Origin of the sequence: Campylobacter volucris, from assembly GCF_008011665.1 — a bacterium.
Taxonomy (GTDB): domain Bacteria; phylum Campylobacterota; class Campylobacteria; order Campylobacterales; family Campylobacteraceae; genus Campylobacter_D; species Campylobacter_D volucris_A.
In genome coordinates this window covers 175,858-196,718 of sequence record NZ_VOWJ01000031.1, presented here as the reverse complement: position 1 = coordinate 196,718, position 20,861 = coordinate 175,858, and the positions used below count along the sequence as shown (strand labels likewise).

Sequence of the window (20,861 nt, the reverse complement as noted above, 5' to 3'; positions counted from 1 at the left end):
TATACTTTAGTCGATTTTAGCTCTAAAGTCTTTTAAAAAGGAGTTTAAATGGACATTAGTGGTATTCAAAGAGATAATCTAGCACATTTTAGTAGCAATACTAAAAATGTAGAAAAAGTATCTAATGAAAACAAAGAGCAAGTAAATTTAAATAATCAAGATGAGAATTTAAATGAAAAATTAAAAGATGCTATAGAAAAGCTTAATAAGCAAATGGGAACTTTAGAAACCAATATACGATTTGGTTATAATGATAAAATCAATTCTATGTATGTTGATGTTACAGAGCGTGATAGTGGAAGATTAATACGCAAAATTCCTAGCGAAGAAGTGATGAAACTCATAGAACACTTCAAAGGCGTGATAGGAACTATATTTGATAAGGAGAGCTAAAAATGGCTGTAGGTAGCTTAGGTAGTTTAGGTATAGGCTCAGGTGTTTTAACAAGTGAAACATTAAACAAGCTTAAAGAAGCAGAATTAAATGCTCAATTAAAACTTTATAATTCACAAATCGAAACAAATTCTACAAGACAAAAAGACTTAGCAGAATTAGAAGCAAAACTTCTAGCTTTTCAAACTGCTGTAAATGGTCTTGGCGATGCTTCACAATTCAATAAGAAAAAAGTTTCTCCTAGTGTAAGTGGTGATAGCGCTGCAGCGGATTTGAAGGTTGATTCTTTATCGGATTTGAAAAATATGAAAGTCGTTGTTGAGCAACTTGCTCAAAAAGATGTGTATCAAAGTAATGGTTTTAAAGATAAAACTGCTTCTGTAATGCAAAGTTTAGGTATAACGGATAAAGACAAAGCTTCTTTTACTATCACCCAAGATGGTAAATCTTATAAAATAGAGATAGACAAAGGTACCACTTTAACTGATCTTGCAGAAAAAATTAACGGAGCTACCAATGGTAAGATAGAAGCCAAGGTAGTAGATACTGGAGATAAAAAAAATCCTTATCGTTTAGTCATACAAAGCTCTGAAACAGGCACGCAAAATAATATCTCTTTTTCAGGAGATGATGATCTTTTAAAAGGTATGGGTTGGGAGCTTGATAAAAATAGTATTAGCGCTGGAGGTTTATTTGGCTTTAGACCAAGTAGCGAAAGTGATAAAGATAAAAGTGTAATAACCGGATCACTTAATGGTAAAAACCAAGATGATAAACTTTTGGCAAAAGGCGAGAAAACTTCATTAACTTTTGTAGTGAAAAATGGAGATACTTACGATAGATATACCATAGATATAGATAATGAAACTACATATAAAAGCCTAGCAGACGATATCAAAAAACAAACCAACGGCAAAGTAGAATTTGATCCTCAACAAGGAACTTTTAAAGCTACTAATGGTGGAGAATTAAGCATATTTGATGGTGGCTATGCTACCGATGCAGATGGTAATATAGATTATACTAATTACCGAAGAGATCCTAATGCTACAAAATTACTTCAAGATAAATTTGGCATTACTTTAGATGAAAGCACTCCACAAGGTTATAATGTAGATGCTAAAAATGAAAATCACATACAAAAAGGTATGGATGCAATATTTAGTGTAGATGGTGTGAAAATGACTAGACCAACTAACACCATTACAGATATAGGTCCAGGTATTACTTTAGAGTTAAAGCAAAAAGGTGAGATTAGCTTTAATGTTACACAAGATACTGCTGCTATATCAGAATCATTAGATAATTTAGTTAAAGCTTATAATGATTTAATGACAAATATCACAGCCGCTACTAAATACGATGCAGAAGCAGGAGTAAAAGGAAATTTCGTAGGAGTTAGTGAAATATATAATATCAAAACTCAAGTTAATGAAATTTTACTCAAAACCATCACGGTAGATGGAACCATCACAGTGGGAGATAGTGATACTTCTGAAGGTATTCAAATGTCTTCTAAAGTAAGTTTATCTTTGGCTGATTATGGTTTGACACTAACTGATGGACTTTTAAGCTTTGATTCATCTAAATTTGAAGCTAAATTTAATGAAGATCCGGATTTAGCTGAAAGATTTTTTGTAGGTCATAATGGCTTTGAAGATATTAATTTAGTAGGTGATAAAGTTAGTGATTTACAAAAAAACAATCCAGATGGAATAAAATTTGAAGATGGTAAATTTACTATTACTTACAACGATCAAACCATAGATTTATCTAAAACCAAAAATGGCGATCCTTTTACTTTAACTGGTAAAGATGATGCGGAAATGGCTCAAAATTTAGTCAATCATATCAATAGTTTTGGTTTAGAAGGATTAGAAGCTAGTTTTCAAATCATAAACGAAGGTAAAGAGGGTCAAAAAATAGAATTTAAAATCAAAGGAACCACAGGAAGTGATTTAGAAATAGGCGGAGATAAAGAATTTCTTAAAAAATTTGGCTTGCATCCTCAAACTATGTATTCAAAATACAAAGAAGAAACAGGGACTTTTGGTGTATTGAAAAATACCATGAAAGAAATGATGAGTACTGATGGATCTTTTGGAGGATACAAAGCATCTTTAACCAAAGAAGCAAAAAATCTTGAAGAAACAACAAAAACCACAAAAGAATTTATTGAAAGTAAATACGATACTATGTGGTCGCGATGGGCAGCGTATGATAACATCATTGCAAAGCTTAATAATCAAGCAAGTGTAATTGCAAATATGATTAAACAAGCTAGCGGTGATCAAAATTCATAACTAAGGATAAGTAAAAATGATAAATAGTGCAGCTTATAATGCATATTCGCAAAATCAAACTGGCGTAGAGTCTCAAGAAAAACTTATAGAAATGCTATATGGTGGGATTTTACGCTTTGCGAGTAGAATTAAACTAGCTATACAAAATGAAAATATAGAAGAAAGAGTATATTATGTAAAAAGAACTAGTGCCATTTTTATCGAGCTGATTAATTGTCTTGATTATGATAAAGGTGGCGAAGTAGCTCATTATCTAAGTGGTTTATATACTAGACAGCTACAGCTACTTTCTTTGGCAAATATAGAAAATAATCAAGTAAGAGTAGATGAAGTTATCAATGTGGTAAAAGGTTTGCTTGAAGCTTGGAGAGAAGTGCATCAAAAATGAGTGAAAAAAAATGGATAGATGAATTTAAATTAGCAGTTTATACTGAAGATATAGAAAAAATCAATAAACTTTTAGATAAGCCTGATTTTACAGGTTGTCCCAACGAAGCTTTAGCTTTGACCAATGAAGCTTTAGCTCTTGTAAAGAAAAAACAAGATGTTGTGGCGTTAAATTTACAAAAATTAAAAAAAGCATCTGCTTATACAAAATAAAACATGGCTATAAGCCGAGTTCTGTCAAGAGCGATCATTTATCTAGCTTTGTTTTTGCAAACAAAGTCAAGCGAAGGGTTAAATCATAAGACTAAAACCACCCCTTCTTGCTGCAGATTGGGTTTACATAGCTAGCTTTGTTACCAAAGCTACTGGTAGGCTCTTACCCTGCCGTTTCACCTTTTCCATATAAACATATGGTAGTTTTCTTTCTGTTGCACTTTCCCTTAGGTTGCCCTAGCCATCCGTTAGATGGAATCTTTGTCTTATAGCAGCTCGGACTTTCCTCTTCATTTTTTGAAGCGATCGCTTGCCATGTTTGAGCGAATTTTATCAAAAAAAAACTATTTACACTAGTGCAAAAATTAAATTTATAGAAACTTTTATATTTTCTTTTTCTTTTTTAAGCTCTAAATTTTTAATTTTCACATCATTTTCAAGCCCATTAATAAATTTTATCGTAGAAGCAAAATCGCTAATAAATTCAAGCCTTATTTCATAAAAAGTAAAAAAATCATCTTTTTGATGAAAAGTTTGAAATTTTAAATTTTTTACTTTGATTTTATGAAGATTTTGCTCGATTTGTTTTATTTTATTTTGATAATCTTGTGAAAAATAAGTAAGTTTTTCTTGCAAACTAAAATCACATTTTGTTTCTTGGTTTTCATTTAATAAAACTTCATTATCATTGTATTTTATTTGTAAATCTTGCAAATGATGTTGCAATTGTAAATTTTTATCTTGAATTTTTTCAAAAAACACTATGTATATTAGAAAAAATCCAAAAACAAAGCTTAGAATCAATAATAACTTAAATTCTCTACTTGATAATCTAGCAAATAAATTTTCTAAATTTTCATATATTTTTTTCAAAATATAAATTGATTTTACCATTATAGACTTCTTTATTTTTTAAAATAAATCCTTGATTTTTATACTCATCGTAAAAATCAAAGTCTTGTGAAATTTCTATAATAAATTTTTTATTATGGATTTTTAAAGACTCTATATTTGCTTGGTTTGAATTTAAAATTTTAATAAATTCATAAAATGATTTATAGCACATCACATTAGAATAAAATTGATTTAAATTTTCAATTCTTTTTGTGGTTTTAACATATTCTTGCGAAAGTTTATCGTTTTGTTGTTGTTTTTCTTTTAAGAGTTTAAAAGCACTATCTTGATCTTTTAATGAAGATTTTAAATTTAAAATATCTTGCTGGATATTATGGTTTTTAATTATCAAAAATCCCAAAACAATCAAGGCAATCAAAACTCCAAGCACAAAAGCAAGCAAAAATTTAAAGCTCAAGCACTCGCTAAGATTAAATTTTTTATAAGATGAAAAATTAAGTTTAAAATCTACATCTATATTTAATAAATTTTTATAAAGATTTTCATCTTGAAAATTAGAAAATTTTACTCCATCAATTTTTATGACATTGGTATAAATTTCTTTTGTATTTTGCATATGGTCTATTTTTGACAAAGGCAAGGTGTGACAAGATTGTAATTTATTCTCCAAATACTCAATTAAAACTGCGTATTTTTTTTTATAAACTAAAAATAAAGTCTTACCATGAAGTTTGTATTTTTGCAAATAAGCTATAAAAAGCAATGGCTCTGGGACAACAAAAGCATAATCTTTTGGGATATCTTCATATTTAGCTAAAAATATATGAGTAGCTTGATCTTCATAAAAATAAATGATTTTGTGTGAAAAATCATCTTTAATGCCTAATTCTTCAAAACTTTTTAATAAAATTTCATCTTCTTTAAGTATGGTGTGAAATTTTATATACAAAAGCTTTTCATAGGGCAAGAAAGTTTTTTGACTACTCATCGTATAGAATTTTTTTGAGAATTTGCTCATTTTTATGCCAATTTTTTTCAAGATGAACAAATAATTTCAGCATGATTTTTCTTTGAGCTAGTTTTTCTATCTTTTTACGCGCATCTTTACCTATGCGTTTAATTGTCGCACCATCTTTACCTAGTATCATAGCTTTATGAGAATTACTAGAACTAATGATAGTTGCATTGATATAGCAAATAGAATTTAGTTCTTTAACCTTATCGATTTTAACTTCAGTAGTATATGGAATTTCATCGCTTAAATTTTCATAAATAGACTCAAGTATAAAATCTCTATAAATATCTTTTTCATTTGTAGTAGTTATAAATTCACTATCGTAATAATAAGGATGTTCGGGTAAATATTTAACAATCTCATCAAGTAAAATTTTTTTATAAAATTTAACCTTAGCAGAATAGGGGATGATAGCACTAAAATTAGAACTAAATTGATTATATTGACTTAGTTTTTTAAGTAAAGTTTCTTTATCTACTAAATCTACTTTATTGATTAAAACAATATGAGGAACTTTTGGGTTTAATTTTAAAAAATTTTCATAATCAATAATATCATCATAAACACTAGCAACAAATAATATTACATCACAATCTGCGATACTTTTAATCGCTAGATCTATCATAAGCTGATTCATACTTTTAGAGCTTGCGTGCAAACCAGGAGTATCGATAAATATTAATTGATCGTCATTGTGCATTATGATAGCATTGATTTTTCTTCTTGTTGCATTTTGCTTATGAGAAACCATAGCAATTTTTTCTTCTAATAAAGAATTTAGGATAGAACTTTTTCCCGCATTAGTTCTACCCACAATGCTTATAAAGCCACTTTTCACAAAATATACCTAGCAAGGTCTTTATTTTCTATAATATCTCCAAGTTTTACTTGAACTTTAAAATCATCTATTTTATAAACTTTTCCAGCATATTCATCAGCCTCAAAGCTAATGTCTTCTAAAAGCTTTTCAACCACAGTATGTAAGCGTCTAGCTCCTATATCTTGCATTTCTTCATTTGCCTTGCTTGCAATTTTTGCAATCTCTCTAATCGCATCATCTTCGAATACAAGTTCAACTTTTTCAGTTTTTAAAAGTTCAATATATTGAGTGAGTAAAGAATTTTTAGGTCTTGTTAAAATAGCATATAAAGCATCTTCATCAAGACTATCAAGCTCTACTCTTAATGGAAAACGCCCTTGAAGTTCAGGGATTAAATCACTTGGTTTGCTTAGATGAAAAGCACCCGCTGCGATAAATAAAATATGATCGGTTTTTAAAGGGCCAAATTTCGTTTGTATGGTACTACCTTCTACAATAGGAAGTAAATCCCTTTGCACCCCTTCTTTACTAGGATCTTGACGATTAGAATTAGAACTTGAAACAGCTACTTTATCAATCTCATCTATAAAAATAATACCTTCATTTTGAGCTCTTCTTAAAGCTTCACTTTTTATGCTTTCCATATCAAGAATTTTTTCACTTGCTTCTTGGGCTAGAGCATTTTTTGCATCTTTAACTTTCATTTCTTTTTTAACTTTTTTACTACCAACCCCAATCACCTTCACTATATCTTGCATAGCACCCATTTCAGGTGGTAAATTTGGATTTGTATCAAATACATTTTGTGAAATTTCTACTTCGATTACACTATCGTCCAAATCTCCTGCTTGGAGTTTAGAACGCATTTTTTCTAAAGAATTTTTATATTCTTGTTCTTTTTCTTCACTAATACCTTTTGGCAAAGGTGGTAAGAGTTTTTCTAATATTTTATTTTCTATATATTCTTCAATTTTGTCTTGGTTTTTTTCTTTTTCTTCTTGCTTTACTAAATTTATAGCTGCATTAGCTAAATCTCTAACCATACTTTCAACATCACGGCCTACAAAACCAACTTCAGTATATTTACTTGCCTCAACTTTAACAAAAGGAAGCCCCATCATCTTAGCAAGGCGTCTTGCAATTTCTGTTTTTCCTACACCGGTTGAACCTATCATTAAGATATTTTTAGGCATGATATCATCTTGAAGCTCAGGACTAAGCTGCATTCTTCTATAACGATTTCTCAAAGCTATAGCAATGATTTTTTTAGCATTTTTTTGACCGATTACATAATCATCTAAAAAATTTACAATTTCTTTTGGAGTTAAATTCATTTATCATCCTCAATCACATAAGTTTTAATATTTGTATTTGTATAAATGCAAATTTCACCAGCTATTTGCAAGCTTTCTTTTACTAAATTTTCTTCATCTAAATCAGAATGTTTAGCTAAAGCTCTAGCAGCAGAAAGTGCGTAATTGCCTCCGCTTCCAATAGCAGCTATAGCTCCATCTTCAGGCTCAACCACATCTCCAGTTCCAGAAAGTAAGAAAATATGGTTTCTATCAAGCACAAGCATCATTGCCTCTAATTTTCTTAAATACTTATCCTTACGCCATTCTTTTGAAAAATCTATAGCAGCTTTTAATAAATCGCCTTTAGAGCTTGAAAGGAGTTTTTCAAACATATCAAAAAGATTAAAAGCATCTGCAGTGCTTCCAGCAAAACCTGCTAAAACTTTTCCATTGTTTAATTTTCTAATTTTTACTGCATTATTTTTAAGCACGGTATTTCCAAAGCTTACTTGACCATCACCGCCAATAACTGATTTATTTTTGCCCTTATAAGCCAAAATAGTAGTTGCGTGAAACATTATTCCCCTTTAACTTCCAACTTAAATTTAGCATGGATCGCATGACCTAATTTTATAGAAATTTCATGCACTCCAAGCTCTTTTATGGTATCGCATTCTAAACTTTTTTTATCAATATCAATATTTTTTTGCTCTTTTAAAGCGTGTGTGATCTCATCTTTTGTTACCCCGCCAAATAAATGTCCATTAGCTCCTACAGCTTTATTAATACTGATGGTTATTTTGTCTAATTCTTCTTTTAATTTTTCCAAATTAGCAAGTTCAAGTCTTAAATTTTCTGCTTTTTTCTTTTGTTCTGCTTCAAATTGTCTTAAAACTTCATTTGTAGCTGCCTTAGCAAAACCCTTTGCAATTAAAAAATTTTGCCCATAACCATCTTTTACTTCTTTTATTTCTCCAGCTTTTCCTAAACTTTTTACATCTTTAATTAATAATACTTTCATTTTTCTTCCTTAAAATTTTCTACCATTTTTTCCTGCAATAATAAATCTTAAAGCATTTAATCTTATAAAACCTGCTGCATCTTTTTGATTATACACTTCATCTTCTTCAAAAGTGCAATATGCTTCGCTAAATAAGCTATCATTTGCACTTTCTCTACCTATAACCATAATATTACCTTTAAACAGCTCTAGTTTTACTTTACCATTTACATATTTTTGAGACTCATCTATTAATGCTTGAAGCATTAATCTTTCAGGCGAGAACCAATATCCATTGTAAATTAAACTTGCATATTTTGGCATTAATTCATCTTTTAAATGTGCAGCCTCTCTATCAAGGGTGATACTTTCAATAGCACGATGAGCTTTTAAGAGTATGCTTCCACCAGGTGTTTCATAACAACCTCTACTTTTCATACCCACATAACGATTTTCTACTATATCAAGACGACCTATGCCGTGTTTTGCTCCAAGTTCGTTTAGCTTAGCTAAAAGCTGCGCAGGAGATGACTTTTCACCATTAATAGCACTTAAATCTCCTTTGTTAAATTCAAGCTCTATCGTTTCACTTTCATTTGGAGTGTTTTTTAAATCACTCACCCAACGCCACATATCATCTTCAGGTTTAGCCGCAGGATCTTCTAAAATCAAACCTTCATAAGAAATGTGCAATAAATTTGCATCCATAGAATAAGGAGATTTTCCACTTTTTTTACTAATATCTATACCATGTTTTTGAGCATAAGCAAGTAATTTTTCACGACTATTTAAATCCCATTCTCTCCAAGGAGCAATAATTTTTAAATTTGGATTTAATGCCAAAGCGCCTAACTCAAAACGCACTTGATCGTTTCCCTTACCTGTGGCTCCATGACTTATAGCATCTGCTTTAGTTAAATTTGCAATTTCTACTAAAGCCTTTGTTATCAAAGGTCTTGCTATACTTGTTCCAAGTAGATATTCTCCTTCGTAGATTGCATTTGCTCTAAACATAGGAAAAACATAATCTTTTACAAATTCATCTTTTAAATCTTTGATAAAAATATTTTCTTCTTTAACACCTAAAGATAATGCTTTTTTTCTAGCAGGTTCAAGCTCTTCACCTTGACCAATATCTGCTGTAAAAGTTACAACTTCACAATCATACTCATCTTGTAACCATTTTAAAATAATACTAGTGTCAAGTCCGCCAGAATACGCCAATACAACTTTTTTAATGTCTTTTTTCATCAGTGTTTCCTATTTGTAAAAAATGAACTTAAATTTAACGAATTTAGCTTAATATAATGTAAAATTTATGTATTTTGCAATTTTTTATCTAATTTTGATAAAATATTTTTATGAGAGTAGATAAGTTTTTAAATATAGTCAATATCACTAAGCGTCGTGCTATTTCAGAAGATATGTGTAAAAGTGGCGTTGTAAGCATTAACAATCAAGTCGCAAAAGCTAGTAAAGATGTAAAAATTGGCGATGAAATTAGTATTAAATTTATAGAACATACAGATGTTTATAAAGTATTAGATATTCCAAATACTAAAAGCATTCCAAAAAATATGCAAGAAAAATATATTGTGAAGATAAAATGAAAGAATTTATTTTAGATAAAAACGAACTAAATGAGCTTTTTAAATATCTTCCTAATAATGGAGTTATTTTATTACAAGGAGATTTAGCTAGTGGCAAAACAACCTTAGCTCAATATTTAGGTAAATTTTTAAACATTTCAAAAGAAATAAATTCTCCTACTTTTTCTATCATGCAAAGTTATCCTTTAAAAAAATGTATGTTTTATCATTATGATATTTATCAAGAAGGCTTTGAGGGGCTTTTAAAAAATGGTTTGATTGAAAATTTTTTTGAAGATGGAATTCATTTAGTAGAGTGGGGCGATGAAAAATTAAAAAAATATTTAGATAAATACGAAATTTTTAATATAATTTTAAAAATCATTCCTTATGAAGATAAAAGAAAGTATATAATTTATGAGTAAGCTTGAAGCAAAGAATTTAGAAAAAATTATCAAAAAAACAAAAATCATACACGATATATCCTTAGAAGTACAAAGCGGGGAAGTAGTTGGATTACTCGGTCCAAATGGAGCAGGAAAAACGACAAGTTTTTATATGATATGCGGACTTATACTACCTACTAATGGCAAGGTTTTTTTAGACTCTAAAGACATCACAAAAGAGCCGCTTAACAAAAGAGCTAAGCTTGGAATAGGGTATTTACCTCAAGAAAGTAGTATTTTTAAAGATTTAAGCGTGGAAGATAATTTACTCTTAGCTGCACAAATGCTTTATAAAGATCAAAATTTATTAGAAAAAAAAATAGAACAAATGCTAGAATTGCTAAGCATAGAACCGATTAGACATAGAAAAGGCTTAAGCTTAAGTGGTGGTGAAAGAAGGCGTTGTGAGATAGCAAGATCTTTAATATGTAATCCTAAATTTTTACTCCTAGATGAGCCATTTGCTGGTGTTGATCCTATAGCCGTAAGTGAAATTCAAAGTTTGATTAATGACTTAAAAGCTATGAATATTGGTGTTTTAATTACCGATCATAATGTACGAGAAACCTTAGCAATATGCGATAGAGCTTATGTTATTAGAAGCGGTAAATTACTAGCTAGTGGTAATGCAAATGAGATAGCTAATAATGAAGATGTTAAAAAATATTATCTTGGAAGTGAGTTTAGACTTGAATAATGCTTAGACAAAGAACATCTATAACCCAAAAAACCAAACTTTCACAAACTTTAAGATCTTGGCTTCCTATTTTACAAGCTAATATTGAAGATCTAAAAGAAAGTTTAGATGAATTTGCAAAAGAAAATCCTTTTATAGAAATCAAAGAAAATTCAAGTATCACTAATAATCAAAACAAATATTACCAAGAATATTTTAGTAAAAATACAACTGCTGCTATGATTGATTCTAAAAGCTTAGAAAGTAAAAATGTCTATGAGCTTTTAAGCGAACAAATAATACCACCTTTATTTCCAACAAAAATTTCTCAACTCATAGCCGAAAAAATCATAGAATGTCTTAACCATGAAGGATATTTTGAGTATGATGAAGAAATTTTAGCTGAATTTGATCCTATAAAAGTAGAAAATATAAGACAAAGATTTAAATACCTTGACCCAATAGGAGTAGGTGCAAAAAATAATCAAGAAGCTTATATATTTGCATTAGAGCATTTTGATTTAGATGCTCATTTATATGAATTTTGCAAAATTCTTATTTTAAATTTAGAAAATGCAAAAGATTTTATTAAAGATCCACTTTATAAACAAGCTATTGCTGTCATTAAAAAGATTTCTTTACCACCATTTTTAGAGTATTTTGAAGAAAGTATGGCCATCATTCCTGATATTTATATCTATCAAGAAAATGGTGAAATTAAAATAAAAATCAATGATGATTATTACCCTGAAATTGCTTTTGAGAGCGATGGATTAGATCATGAATTTTTAAGCTCTTATTTAAAAGATGCAAAAAATTTAATCGATGCTTTGGCTATGAGAAAAGCTACACTTTACAAGCTTGGACTTATGATTATAGAATATCAATATGATTTTTTTATGGGTGGAGATATCAAACCTATGCAGCTTAAAGACTTAGCTCAAGATTTAGAAAGAAATGCTTCAACTATATCAAGAGCTATTTCTAATAAATATTTAAGTTGCGATAGAGGCTTAATACCTTTAAAATCATTTTTTACCACAGCAGTAGATGATGGAGAAACTTCTAATGCTACAATCAAAGATTTTCTAAGCAATCTAATAAAAAAAGAAAATCCAAAAAAACCTTTAAGTGATTTAAAAATTTTAGAATTAACCCAAAAAGAATTTCCAAGTGTTCAGCTTGGAAGAAGAACTATCACAAAATATCGTATGCAACTTGGCATAGGTAGTTCTAGTGAGAGAAAAAAACTTTATGAACTCATATAGGATATAAATGAATTTAGAAGAAATTTTTGAAAAAACCATCAAGCAAAATGTTAGATTAATAGCGGCTAGTAAATATGTAGATGATGTGCAAATAAGAAATTTATTTTATAAAAATGTCATTGAATTTGGCGAAAATCAAGTCCAAGCTTTAGCTTTAAAAAAAGAAAAACTCCAAGATTTAGAGCAAATCAAATGGCATTTTATAGGCAATCTTCAAAGTAATAAAATCAATCTTTTAATCAAACAAAAACCTATACTTTGGCAATCTTGCAATGGTATCAAAATCGCTAAAGCTGTAGATAAAAGACTTGATTATAAACTTGATACCTTGCTTGAAATAAATACAGCAGATGAAAATTCTAAAAATGGCATAGATAGCACTAAAGCTATAGAAGAGTACTTACAAATAAAAGAAGAATGTCCTAATTTAAATTTAATAGGAGTAATGTGCATAGGTGCTATGCAAGAAGATAAGCTTCAAGAAAGTTTTGAAAAAACTTATGCTATATATGAAAAACTACAAAAACACAAAGCGACAATTTGCTCTATGGGTATGAGCGGTGATTTTGAATTAGCTATAAAATGTGGCTCAAATATGGTTAGATTAGGAAGTATTTTATTTAAATAATTCCCAATTCTTTAGCCTTATAAAGCATAAAATCAGCTCCATTTTCTTGCTCTAATTTACCAAGATTTAAAGAAATTTGCTCTAATGAAAGCTTTTTAATAATATCTATAAAATCTTCATCACAATCTTGACTAAAAATTTCACATAAATTTTGCTCTTTTAGATACATTGCGTTGTGGTATTGATGATTTTTAGCTGCATAAGGGTAGGGTATAAACACACAAGGAAGCTTATTGGCACTAAGTTCAAATAAAGTACTAGCTCCTGATCTTGACACAGCTAAATCAGCCTTTGTGATTTTTTCAATCAAATTTTTATCAAAATCAAACAAATCCACTTTAATTTTCATATCTTCATAAGTTTTTTTACATCTTAAATAATCATTCTTACCGCATTGATGGATGATGTTGATATGTTCTTTTTGAAAATACAAAGCATATTTTAATGCCAAATCATTAATAAATTTAGCTCCCTGAGAACCACCAAGAAAAATTATAGTTTTTAATTCCTTTCTAGTTCTAGCTTTTTGGATAAAAAGCTCATTAATAGGATAAGGACAAAAAAAGGTATTAGAACTTTTAATTTGATCTTTAAAAGCAGTAAAAAAAGCTTTAGAAAAAGGTTTTAATAAAGAATTTAAACTTCCCATTTTTGAATTTTGCTCATGGACAAAAAGTGGGATATTTGACATTAAAGCAGCAAAAGAAGCTGGAGCACTACTATAACCGCCCACGCTAAAAACAGCTTTTATTTCATGCTCTTTAAGAATTTTTTTTACATTTGATGCTAATTTTATAATATGCACAAATGAGCCAATCTTAGACAAACCCTTTTTATCAACCACGCCTGAGCTACTTAAAAAATACCTTTGCTTAAAAGCTAATTCTTGCTCAAACCAAAGCTTATCTTGACCATTCTCACTTCCTATGTAAATGCATTCTATGCCTTGTTTTTTTGCACTTTGCATTAAACATCTTGCTATAGCTAAGTGCCCACCTGTGCCTCCACCTGTAATTGCTATCATTTTACCTCTTTTTAAATTTTTTCTTCTAAAAATTTAATTCTTTCTTCTAATTTTTAAATTATTTCTTTTTTGATTTATTTGAAATTCTTTAATATAAATAAGAATTTCAACTGCAATTAAACGCTATTTTTTCTTATTTAAAAAAACATTCATTTAGAACCTATGCTTTTTAAATAACCATTATCATTTAAAAATAAATAAATTTCACCTAAAATATGTTTTTTTTGATTTTCATTCACAAGCTTTGAAGCATGAATTTTTTCATTGATACTATCCATTATAGCGTGTATATCATAATCAAGATCTTCTAAAGTATCCAAAATAGACTGAGCTTCTAATACACTTTCTATCTCAAAACCCTTTTCATTGATGCTAATACTTGCTTCAGTTGGGTGAGTAAAAAGATTATGTTTCATACCCAATACTTCTTGATAAGCCCCAACTAAGAAAAATCCTAGAAAATAATTTTCAGCTTCCACATCAATATCATGTAAAAATAAAGGATTATTTTTAGAATATGAAATTTCTCCATCACTATCGCAAGTTATATCCCATATGCTCGCACTTCTAGTTGGTTTTTTATTGAGTCTATCTAAAGGCATTATGGGAAAATTTTGCTCTAAACCCCAAAAATCAGGTAAAGATTGAAACAAAGAAAAATTCACTAAGTATTTTTCTTGTACTTCATTTTGCAAGCTTGATAAATCAGCTTGATCACCTACTAAAGAAATAGCCTTTCGCATAATTAAATGCACTAAAATTTCACTATTTGATCTATCTTGTAAATCAACATATCCTAAGTCAAACAGAGTCAAAATACTTTCCATATGATCAATGCTATCATGTAAATACTCTAACGCATTAGAAGCTTTGATGCTTTTGTATAAATCATAAAGTTCATCAATTAATTTAGGATTGTTTTCTTTTAATAAAAGCTTACTTTCAGTGTATTCTTGCGAAAAAAGTTCTAAAACAGGGGCTACTAACACAGCATGATTAGCCGCTACAAAACGCCCACTTTCTATAAAAATATCAGGCTCAAGATCTTTTTTTTGCTCAGCAATGCTTTTTAAAATAAACACTACATCGTTTGCATACTCACTTAAAGTATAATTTCTACTTGTTTCATCTTTAAACTGAGAATATTCCACAGCCAAGCCTCCACCAAGATTGATAGCTTTTAAATTTTTTGCTCCCATTTTTCTTAGTTCAGTATAGATATTTCCCGCTTCATTTAAAGCTTTTTTTAAAGGATGAATTTCGGTAATTTGTGAGCCAAGATGAAAATGTATCATAGTAAATTGATCTAAAAGTTTATTAGTTTTTAATAAATTCACAGCCTCTATTAGTTCAGTAGAAGTAAGACCAAATTTCGAATTTATACCACCGCTTTTTGCCCAAATTCCAACTCCTGCTGAGTGCAAACGAACTCTTAAGCCTATATTTGGCTTTGGTTTGAAGCGATTTTTAGCTATTTCTATCATAGCTTCAAGCTCATTAAGTCCTTCCATAGTTAAAGTGATATTATGCCCCATTTCACAAGCTATAAAACCCATATTAATAAGCTCTTTATCTTTAAAACCATTTACCGTTATAGGCGCACCTTCGTTATTATAAGCCATAGCTAATAAAAGCTCAGCCTTACTTCCTGCTTCCAAGCCATAGTTATAAGTTTTACCAAGTTTAACTAAATTTTTAACAAACCCTGGGTATTGATTAACCTTTAGTGGATATACAGCATTAAAAGAACCTTTGTAATTGAATTCTTTTTTAGCTTTGGCAAATTTTTCATAAATTTGTTCAATTTGCTTATGGATTAAATGAGGAAAACGAAGCAACAAAGGCCCTTTATAGCCATCATCACGCAAAGTATTTACTATATCTATAATGGCTGGTTTTTTGCCATGATTTACACAAACTTTGCCATTTTCGATGATAAAATTATTTGCTCCCCAAATATTAACACCATAATCAATCATATCTCATTCTCCAAATTTGCTAATTTTATATTTTTATTTTCTTTGCTTTCTAAATTTTTATAAAAAATTTCTTCTTTTAAAGATTCTTCGTCACCCATACATAAAAATATCTTTGCATTAGAAATATCAGCTTGATTAAGGTGTTTTGCAAGTTTTTTAGCTTCATAGCTTATTAAAACTTTATGATTTTTTCTTAAAATAGTTCCTAATTTAAAAATTTCATCTATGTATTTTTCATCTAAAGCACATAAATAAATTCCATCTCTTGCTTGTTTGGTTTGATTTTGTTCTAAAATAGCCATAATCCTTTCAATACCCATAGCAAACCCTATACCATAGCCACTTTTACCATCTAAGTATTCTATTAATCTATCATAACGACCACCACCTGCGACAGCAGCTTTTGCACCTATTTCATCACTAATAAATTCAAAAGCAGTTTTAGAGTAATAATCAAGCCCTCGCACTAATTTTTCATCACACTCATAAACCATTTTATTATCTTTTAAAAGTTTTTGTAATTTTTCATAATCTTTCTTGCAACACTCACACAAATTTTCACTCAATTTTGGCACATTGGCAAGTAAATTTTGACAATGCTCATTTTTACAATCAAGCACTCTAATAGGATTTAACTCTTTTCTTCTTATACAATCTTCACAAAAACCTTCTTTAGAATTTAAAAAAGAAATCAATTTTTGTTTATATTCATTCATACAAGTTTTACATCCTAAAGAATTGATTTTTAATTGAGTGCGGATATTTAATCTTTTAAAAATTTCATTTAGCATCAAAATAATACTTGCATCCTCAAATACACTTGCTATACCAAAACTTTCCACGCCAAATTGATGAAATTCGCGTAATCTTCCTTTTTGTGGTCTTTCATAGCGAAACATAGAACCATGATAAAACCATCTTTTTATGCTTTGATTTTTATCCATTTTAGCTTCTATGTAAGATCTTACAACCCCAGCTGTTCCCTCAGGTCTTAAACATACTTCATTACCTGCTTTGTCGATAAATTCATACATTTCTTTACCTACTATATCAGAGCTTTCACCAACACTGCGTTTAAAAAGCTTGCTTAATTCTAAATGTGGAAAATTAATAAAACTAAACCCGTAATTTTTTGCTACTTCTTCGCAAGTTTTAACAACCTTTTCATATAATAAAGCCTGTTCATCTTGTAAATCTTTCATACCTTTTAATGCATTAATCATTGATAAATTCCTTAATTTTCTCGTGTAAATTTTCTATACTCAAACTAGCATCAAGCTTTAATACTTTAAAATCAATCTTAGTTTTTAAAAATTCTAAAGTTTTTTCTAGCTCATCTTGAATTTGCATGAAATATTCTATACCTCTTTTTTCTATACTATCTAAATTTTTATAAGATAATCTTTGTTCTATAAGCTCTTTGGTTGCATGTAAAAATACCACTTTAGTAGGAAAAATCCCTCCTGTGGCAAAAAAATTCAGCTCAAAAAGCATTTGTTTATCAAATTCGTTTTTTGCATAAGCCATACCTGAAATGAAACTTCTATCTGAAATGATTAATTTATTTTTATTTTGCGCTAAAAGTAAATCTGCGTGATTAGCTCTATCTGCTAAAAAAAGTAGTAACTCAGCCTTTTTAGAAAATTCAATCTTACTTTCAAGTAAAATTGCTCTTATCTTTTCCCCAAGTTCTGTTGCGCCAGGTTCTTTAGTAAAAACTGCGTCTTTAAAACATTTTTTTAAAAGCTCTATTTGAGTACTTTTACCTACACAATCAACCCCTTCAAATGCTATATACAATTTTTCTCCTTTAACAAAGGTATGATTTCTTGTGGCACTAGTTTGCTTACATCACCATTATGGGCACAAATTGATCTTACAATAGAACTTGATATAAATGAATTTTTTAAATTGGGCATAAGATATATAGTTTCAAAATCTTCCCAAAGCATATGATTTGCATACCCAATTTGTAGCTCATACTCAAAATCACTCACCGCTCTTAAACCTCTTATGATTATATTGATATTTAAATCTTTTGCAAAATCTACAAGCAAATTATCAAAAGTTACTATTTTTACATTTTTTATATGGCTTGTTGCAAGTTGAACCATTTTTTTTCTATGATCTAAATCAAACATAGGATTTTTACTATCATTTCTTGCTATAGCCACAACAACTTCATCAAAAATTTTACTAGCTCTTAAAATCACATCAAGATGCCCATTAGTAATAGGATCAAAAGTCCCAGGATACAAACAAGCCATTAATTATCCTTCCCATCTTTTATATAAATTATGCTCTATATTGGCAAGATCAAGCCATTTACCTATAATGAATTTTTTCATATCATCTAAATTTTCATTCTTGGCATAGCTTGCTATGATGGGTGCAGCTATGATGACACCTTGATAAGATAGTTTCATCATTTGCTCTAAAGATATGCTAGAATAGGGCATTTCTCTAACACCTAATATTAGTTTTTTTCTTTCTTTTAAAGCCACTGCTGCACTTCTTGTGATAAGATTATCACTAATCCCACAAGCAATCTTAGCTAAAGTATTAACCGAACAAGGGGTGATAAAAGTCGTATCTATACCAAAAGATCCACTAGCAACGCACTCACTTATATTCTCATTGTCTAAAAACTTCACATGCTCTAAATCAAATTCATCACTAATATCTTTTATAAAATCATCACTAATAAAATTCAAGTTTTCTTTTTTAAAACTAATTTGAGCATTTTTAGAAACGATAGTAAAAATTTCACCCTTATTTTTGAGATATTTTAAAAGCAAAAATCCCAACTCACAAGCACTAGCTCCACTTATATTTACAAGAATTTTTCTCATTTAATCTCCACATAATTTTTACTAATCACTTTACCATGGACAACTTTACCTTCTTTGTTTTTAAGACGAATTCTTTGATTTAAATTCCCACTTTGCATAGCTTTTAATTCTATAATCATACTTAAATCCCCATCTTTCATCACCCCATAAACTGAGTCATTTCTTTGGATTAAAGTTTTTGTCTTAAACATATTGTATTTTAAAATCATATTTTCTCTAATATTGCTTTTAGCAATTAAATTTGCTATTTCATCTTTTTTTAAAATACCTGATGGGACTTTGTCAAAAGGAATTTTTACTATCTTAAAACTAGCAGGGCTTAAATTTTCATTACGCGAAATAGGGCGAGTGCTTTGCAAAACTTCTAATTTAGCCTTTAAAAAATATTTAAAAAATATGTTTTTTTTAAATTGTTCAGGAGTTTTAAATTCAGCCTTGATAAAACCATCTGCTTTTTCAAAATTATGATTTCCTAGTTTTAAAAAAACATATTGATTAAAATCTTCTGGCAAACTTGATTGAGTATTAAGCTCTAAAGAGATGATTTCAATTTGCGGATAATTTGTTTTAAATTCTTTAATCAAAGCTAGTTTAACTTCATCAAAATTTGAAGCAAAATTTAAAGTGTAAAAAAATAAAAGTAAAACAATATTTTTTATAAACAACTCAAACCTTTAAGCTAAAAATTTGGCACATATCATACTTAAAAAAAGTTTGATTTTAGTTGAAAATACTAAAATTTGGAAATTAATTTATGATAAACATTATTAAAATTTGAAATAAAATTTGCTTGTAAAAATGCAAGATTGAAGATTAAAGGCAAAAATCTAAATCTAAAGAATTTCAATGAGCATATTTAGTATAAATGATAATTCCTCTTTATGGTTCTATTATTTCACAAACAAAAGCTAATAAAGAAAATAAAACAAGTTCAAAAACAAATTTTGCAAATACTTTTATTAAGCAAAATGCTAGTAAATTAGTTGAAATTCAAAGTAGTAATACTCAAACATTAGCACTTAATGAAGCAATGTCAAATCAAAATAGTATTAAAAGCGATTCTCCTAATTATCATATATCAAGTGATTTTAAAAATTCTATTTATACTTTAAAATATAAACAAGCTAATAACCCTGTTTCTATGGCTTATGGTTATAGTGTAGATGCTAAAAGGGTATATGGGAAGTGATTTTAATAAAGCTGCAGGATTACCTGAAGATTTTAAGATACACAAATCTACTTTAGATGAAATATATAGATATAATAAGGAAAATTATTTTAGTACATCAAGTAAAAATTCATTGGGTGTAACTGGTAGTTATTACACAAATATAGATATAGCTGATACCATAAGACAATATTATTCTAAATTTGATCAAATCATAAATCATAGTTTTGAAAATTCTAATAAGACTAGTTTTAGCATAGAAGATTTAAATTCTTTACCAAAAGGTTATAGCATTTATAATACAAATAACAATTTTGCTTCTTTAGAAAATCTAGACAAACTATAACAAATTTTTATGATACACAAGAGCAATACAATGCTATAGATAACATAGGAATGCAAAATTCTATCAATACGGGATTGAAAAATTAGATTTTTCACCTGAAAGTATGGAAACTCAAAATTTAGATAGTGATATAACAAAAGATACTTTTAATCCTGATATGTCTGTTTATCCTAAAATGAAGATGGAAGCTATACCAAAGAAGCTTTATTTATGAGTTTTTTAAAGTCTAGTGGTGGAGAGGTTTTAGAAGGTGGAAGCACCAAAGTCAATCCTCAAATTCAAGCATTTAAAGACGCTATGGCAAAAGAAAGTTTTGATGGTTCTTTAGCCTCTTTAAATGATATTATGACAGGTAAAGTCGATTTTGCACAAATTTTAAAGGCACACGCTCAAGATGGCTGGCTTGATTCTAAAATTTATGCCAAAGAAAATAATATTGCTTGGCAAAATTCAAGCATAGGTTATGGCGGAGCTTGGTTTGATAATCAGTTTAATCAAGCTAAAGCTAGCGGCTGGTCTCCTAGCAATGAAAGTATAAATTCTTATGTAAATTCTGTAATGGATAAATTAAATAATATTTTAAATCAAACTAGGGCGTAATCTT

23 protein-coding genes, 1 other RNA gene and 1 pseudogene are annotated in these 20,861 nt (G+C 29.1%); 10 read left to right on the top strand and 15 right to left on the bottom strand.

Annotated elements, in window-relative coordinates:
* Positions 1-48 precede the first annotated feature (48 nt).
* From flaG to FPD38_RS06990, 4 genes are read left to right on the top strand one after another with little or no spacing between them, the layout of a single operon-like run.
* Positions 49-393: a flagella length regulator FlaG gene (gene flaG, locus FPD38_RS07005; RefSeq protein ID WP_147556005.1), complete on the top strand. Its 345-nt coding sequence runs from the start codon at positions 49-51 to the stop codon at positions 391-393.
* A gap of 2 nt (positions 394-395) precedes the next feature.
* A complete protein-coding gene (gene fliD, locus FPD38_RS07000) occupies positions 396-2,696 on the top strand; it encodes a flagellar filament capping protein FliD (RefSeq protein ID WP_147556004.1) in 2,301 nt (766 codons plus the stop codon).
* A gap of 16 nt (positions 2,697-2,712) precedes the next feature.
* Positions 2,713-3,084: a flagellar export chaperone FliS gene (fliS, locus tag FPD38_RS06995; protein ID WP_147556003.1), complete on the top strand. Its 372-nt coding sequence runs from the start codon at positions 2,713-2,715 to the stop codon at positions 3,082-3,084.
* The gene (locus FPD38_RS06990; protein ID WP_147556002.1) at positions 3,081-3,296 is read left to right on the top strand and encodes a hypothetical protein; all 216 of its coding nucleotides are present in this window, start codon (positions 3,081-3,083) and stop codon (positions 3,294-3,296) included. Before fliS ends, FPD38_RS06990 begins: the two co-directional genes overlap by 4 nt.
* Here the strand turns inward: FPD38_RS06990 and rnpB are convergent.
* The 8 genes from rnpB to FPD38_RS06950 all read right to left on the bottom strand — a co-directional run bounded on the left by rnpB (position 3,291) and on the right by FPD38_RS06950 (position 9,532).
* Positions 3,291-3,618: RNase P RNA component class A (rnpB, locus tag FPD38_RS06985), an RNA gene on the bottom strand. The two genes, FPD38_RS06990 and rnpB, sit on opposite strands and share 6 nt — an antisense overlap.
* A 26-nt stretch (positions 3,619-3,644) precedes the next feature.
* Entirely contained in the window at positions 3,645-4,169 is a 525-nt protein-coding gene (locus tag FPD38_RS06980; protein ID WP_147556001.1) for a hypothetical protein, read from the bottom strand.
* Positions 4,153-5,139, bottom strand: coding sequence for a hypothetical protein (locus FPD38_RS06975; protein ID WP_147556000.1), 987 nt, complete (start codon positions 5,137-5,139; stop codon positions 4,153-4,155). The genes FPD38_RS06980 and FPD38_RS06975 overlap by 17 nt, the downstream gene beginning before the upstream one ends.
* Complete coding sequence (gene era / locus FPD38_RS06970; protein WP_147555999.1) at positions 5,132-6,004, bottom strand: GTPase Era; 873 nt, start codon at positions 6,002-6,004, stop codon at positions 5,132-5,134. Before era ends, FPD38_RS06975 begins: the two co-directional genes overlap by 8 nt.
* Complete coding sequence (hslU, locus tag FPD38_RS06965; RefSeq protein ID WP_147555998.1) at positions 6,001-7,320, bottom strand: ATP-dependent protease ATPase subunit HslU; 1,320 nt, start codon at positions 7,318-7,320, stop codon at positions 6,001-6,003. Before hslU ends, era begins: the two co-directional genes overlap by 4 nt.
* On the bottom strand, positions 7,317-7,859 hold the full coding sequence (gene hslV / locus FPD38_RS06960) for an ATP-dependent protease subunit HslV (protein WP_039665517.1): 543 nt from the start codon (positions 7,857-7,859) through the stop codon (positions 7,317-7,319). The genes hslU and hslV overlap by 4 nt, the downstream gene beginning before the upstream one ends.
* Positions 7,859-8,302 carry a 50S ribosomal protein L9 gene (gene rplI, locus FPD38_RS06955; protein ID WP_147555997.1) on the bottom strand — a complete coding sequence of 148 codons (444 nt, stop codon included), beginning with the start codon at positions 8,300-8,302 and terminating at the stop codon, positions 7,859-7,861. The genes hslV and rplI overlap by 1 nt, the downstream gene beginning before the upstream one ends.
* A gap of 9 nt (positions 8,303-8,311) precedes the next feature.
* Positions 8,312-9,532, bottom strand: a complete 1,221-nt coding sequence (locus tag FPD38_RS06950; protein ID WP_147555996.1) for an argininosuccinate synthase — start codon at positions 9,530-9,532, stop codon at positions 8,312-8,314.
* A gap of 110 nt (positions 9,533-9,642) precedes the next feature.
* On the opposite strand from FPD38_RS06950, the gene FPD38_RS06945 reads away from it, so the two are divergent.
* The 5 genes from FPD38_RS06945 to FPD38_RS06925 are packed head-to-tail and all read left to right on the top strand — an operon-like array spanning position 9,643 to position 12,888.
* Positions 9,643-9,891 carry an RNA-binding S4 domain-containing protein gene (locus FPD38_RS06945; RefSeq protein ID WP_147555995.1) on the top strand — a complete coding sequence of 83 codons (249 nt, stop codon included), beginning with the start codon at positions 9,643-9,645 and terminating at the stop codon, positions 9,889-9,891.
* On the top strand, positions 9,888-10,295 hold the full coding sequence (gene tsaE / locus FPD38_RS06940; RefSeq protein WP_147555994.1) for a tRNA (adenosine(37)-N6)-threonylcarbamoyltransferase complex ATPase subunit type 1 TsaE: 408 nt from the start codon (positions 9,888-9,890) through the stop codon (positions 10,293-10,295). Before FPD38_RS06945 ends, tsaE begins: the two co-directional genes overlap by 4 nt.
* On the top strand, positions 10,288-11,013 hold the full coding sequence (lptB, locus tag FPD38_RS06935; RefSeq protein ID WP_147555993.1) for an LPS export ABC transporter ATP-binding protein: 726 nt from the start codon (positions 10,288-10,290) through the stop codon (positions 11,011-11,013). Before tsaE ends, lptB begins: the two co-directional genes overlap by 8 nt.
* Positions 11,013-12,260 (top strand): RNA polymerase factor sigma-54, encoded by a 1,248-nt coding sequence (locus FPD38_RS06930; RefSeq protein ID WP_147555992.1) that lies wholly within the window; start codon positions 11,013-11,015, stop codon positions 12,258-12,260. Before lptB ends, FPD38_RS06930 begins: the two co-directional genes overlap by 1 nt.
* A 7-nt stretch (positions 12,261-12,267) precedes the next feature.
* Positions 12,268-12,888, top strand: a complete 621-nt coding sequence (locus FPD38_RS06925; protein ID WP_147555991.1) for a YggS family pyridoxal phosphate-dependent enzyme — start codon at positions 12,268-12,270, stop codon at positions 12,886-12,888.
* Here the strand turns inward: FPD38_RS06925 and murG are convergent.
* The 7 genes from murG to flgA all read right to left on the bottom strand — a co-directional run bounded on the left by murG (position 12,881) and on the right by flgA (position 19,408).
* Positions 12,881-13,912 carry an undecaprenyldiphospho-muramoylpentapeptide beta-N-acetylglucosaminyltransferase gene (gene murG / locus FPD38_RS06920; protein ID WP_147555990.1) on the bottom strand — a complete coding sequence of 344 codons (1,032 nt, stop codon included), beginning with the start codon at positions 13,910-13,912 and terminating at the stop codon, positions 12,881-12,883. The genes FPD38_RS06925 and murG overlap by 8 nt on opposite strands.
* A 149-nt stretch (positions 13,913-14,061) precedes the next feature.
* The gene (gene speA, locus FPD38_RS06915; RefSeq protein WP_147555989.1) at positions 14,062-15,891 is read right to left on the bottom strand and encodes a biosynthetic arginine decarboxylase; all 1,830 of its coding nucleotides are present in this window, start codon (positions 15,889-15,891) and stop codon (positions 14,062-14,064) included.
* On the bottom strand, positions 15,888-17,114 hold the full coding sequence (hisS, locus tag FPD38_RS06910) for a histidine--tRNA ligase (protein WP_147555988.1): 1,227 nt from the start codon (positions 17,112-17,114) through the stop codon (positions 15,888-15,890). Before hisS ends, speA begins: the two co-directional genes overlap by 4 nt.
* Complete coding sequence (tmk, locus tag FPD38_RS06905) at positions 17,107-17,691, bottom strand: dTMP kinase (protein ID WP_147555987.1); 585 nt, start codon at positions 17,689-17,691, stop codon at positions 17,107-17,109. The genes hisS and tmk overlap by 8 nt, the downstream gene beginning before the upstream one ends.
* Positions 17,682-18,158 carry a pantetheine-phosphate adenylyltransferase gene (gene coaD / locus FPD38_RS06900; protein WP_147555986.1) on the bottom strand — a complete coding sequence of 159 codons (477 nt, stop codon included), beginning with the start codon at positions 18,156-18,158 and terminating at the stop codon, positions 17,682-17,684. The genes tmk and coaD overlap by 10 nt, the downstream gene beginning before the upstream one ends.
* A 3-nt stretch (positions 18,159-18,161) precedes the next feature.
* Entirely contained in the window at positions 18,162-18,743 is a 582-nt protein-coding gene (locus FPD38_RS06895) for a UbiX family flavin prenyltransferase (RefSeq protein ID WP_147555985.1), read from the bottom strand.
* Positions 18,740-19,408 carry a flagellar basal body P-ring formation chaperone FlgA gene (flgA, locus tag FPD38_RS06890; RefSeq protein WP_261798311.1) on the bottom strand — a complete coding sequence of 223 codons (669 nt, stop codon included), beginning with the start codon at positions 19,406-19,408 and terminating at the stop codon, positions 18,740-18,742. Before flgA ends, FPD38_RS06895 begins: the two co-directional genes overlap by 4 nt.
* Positions 19,409-19,589: 181 nt before the next feature.
* On the opposite strand from flgA, the pseudogene FPD38_RS06885 reads away from it, so the two are divergent.
* A pseudogene (locus tag FPD38_RS06885) lies at positions 19,590-20,857 on the top strand (Cj0814 family flagellar-dependent secreted protein).
* Positions 20,858-20,861: the final 4 nt, after the last annotated feature.

What these genes read in the sequence shown, in the direction of transcription:
- rplI (WP_147555997.1), bottom strand. Translation starts at nt 8,302, where the DNA reads ATGAAAGTATTATTAATTAAAGATGTAAAAAGTTTAGGAAAAGCTGGA.
- lptB (WP_147555993.1), top strand. Translation starts at nt 10,288, where the DNA reads ATGAGTAAGCTTGAAGCAAAGAATTTAGAAAAAATTATCAAAAAAACA.
- FPD38_RS06975 (WP_147556000.1), bottom strand. Translation starts at nt 5,139, where the DNA reads ATGAGTAGTCAAAAAACTTTCTTGCCCTATGAAAAGCTTTTGTATATA.
- hisS (WP_147555988.1), bottom strand. Translation starts at nt 17,114, where the DNA reads ATGATTAATGCATTAAAAGGTATGAAAGATTTACAAGATGAACAGGCT.
- FPD38_RS06945 (WP_147555995.1), top strand. Translation starts at nt 9,643, where the DNA reads ATGAGAGTAGATAAGTTTTTAAATATAGTCAATATCACTAAGCGTCGT.
- fliS (WP_147556003.1), top strand. Translation starts at nt 2,713, where the DNA reads ATGATAAATAGTGCAGCTTATAATGCATATTCGCAAAATCAAACTGGC.
- murG (WP_147555990.1), bottom strand. Translation starts at nt 13,912, where the DNA reads ATGATAGCAATTACAGGTGGAGGCACAGGTGGGCACTTAGCTATAGCA.
- hslV (WP_039665517.1), bottom strand. Translation starts at nt 7,859, where the DNA reads ATGTTTCACGCAACTACTATTTTGGCTTATAAGGGCAAAAATAAATCA.
- FPD38_RS06925 (WP_147555991.1), top strand. Translation starts at nt 12,268, where the DNA reads ATGAATTTAGAAGAAATTTTTGAAAAAACCATCAAGCAAAATGTTAGA.
- FPD38_RS06930 (WP_147555992.1), top strand. Translation starts at nt 11,013, where the DNA reads ATGCTTAGACAAAGAACATCTATAACCCAAAAAACCAAACTTTCACAA.
- flaG (WP_147556005.1), top strand. Translation starts at nt 49, where the DNA reads ATGGACATTAGTGGTATTCAAAGAGATAATCTAGCACATTTTAGTAGC.
- FPD38_RS06950 (WP_147555996.1), bottom strand. Translation starts at nt 9,532, where the DNA reads ATGAAAAAAGACATTAAAAAAGTTGTATTGGCGTATTCTGGCGGACTT.
- FPD38_RS06990 (WP_147556002.1), top strand. Translation starts at nt 3,081, where the DNA reads ATGAGTGAAAAAAAATGGATAGATGAATTTAAATTAGCAGTTTATACT.
- tsaE (WP_147555994.1), top strand. Translation starts at nt 9,888, where the DNA reads ATGAAAGAATTTATTTTAGATAAAAACGAACTAAATGAGCTTTTTAAA.
- hslU (WP_147555998.1), bottom strand. Translation starts at nt 7,320, where the DNA reads ATGAATTTAACTCCAAAAGAAATTGTAAATTTTTTAGATGATTATGTA.
- speA (WP_147555989.1), bottom strand. Translation starts at nt 15,891, where the DNA reads ATGATTGATTATGGTGTTAATATTTGGGGAGCAAATAATTTTATCATC.
- FPD38_RS06895 (WP_147555985.1), bottom strand. Translation starts at nt 18,743, where the DNA reads ATGAGAAAAATTCTTGTAAATATAAGTGGAGCTAGTGCTTGTGAGTTG.
- fliD (WP_147556004.1), top strand. Translation starts at nt 396, where the DNA reads ATGGCTGTAGGTAGCTTAGGTAGTTTAGGTATAGGCTCAGGTGTTTTA.
- coaD (WP_147555986.1), bottom strand. Translation starts at nt 18,158, where the DNA reads ATGGCTTGTTTGTATCCTGGGACTTTTGATCCTATTACTAATGGGCAT.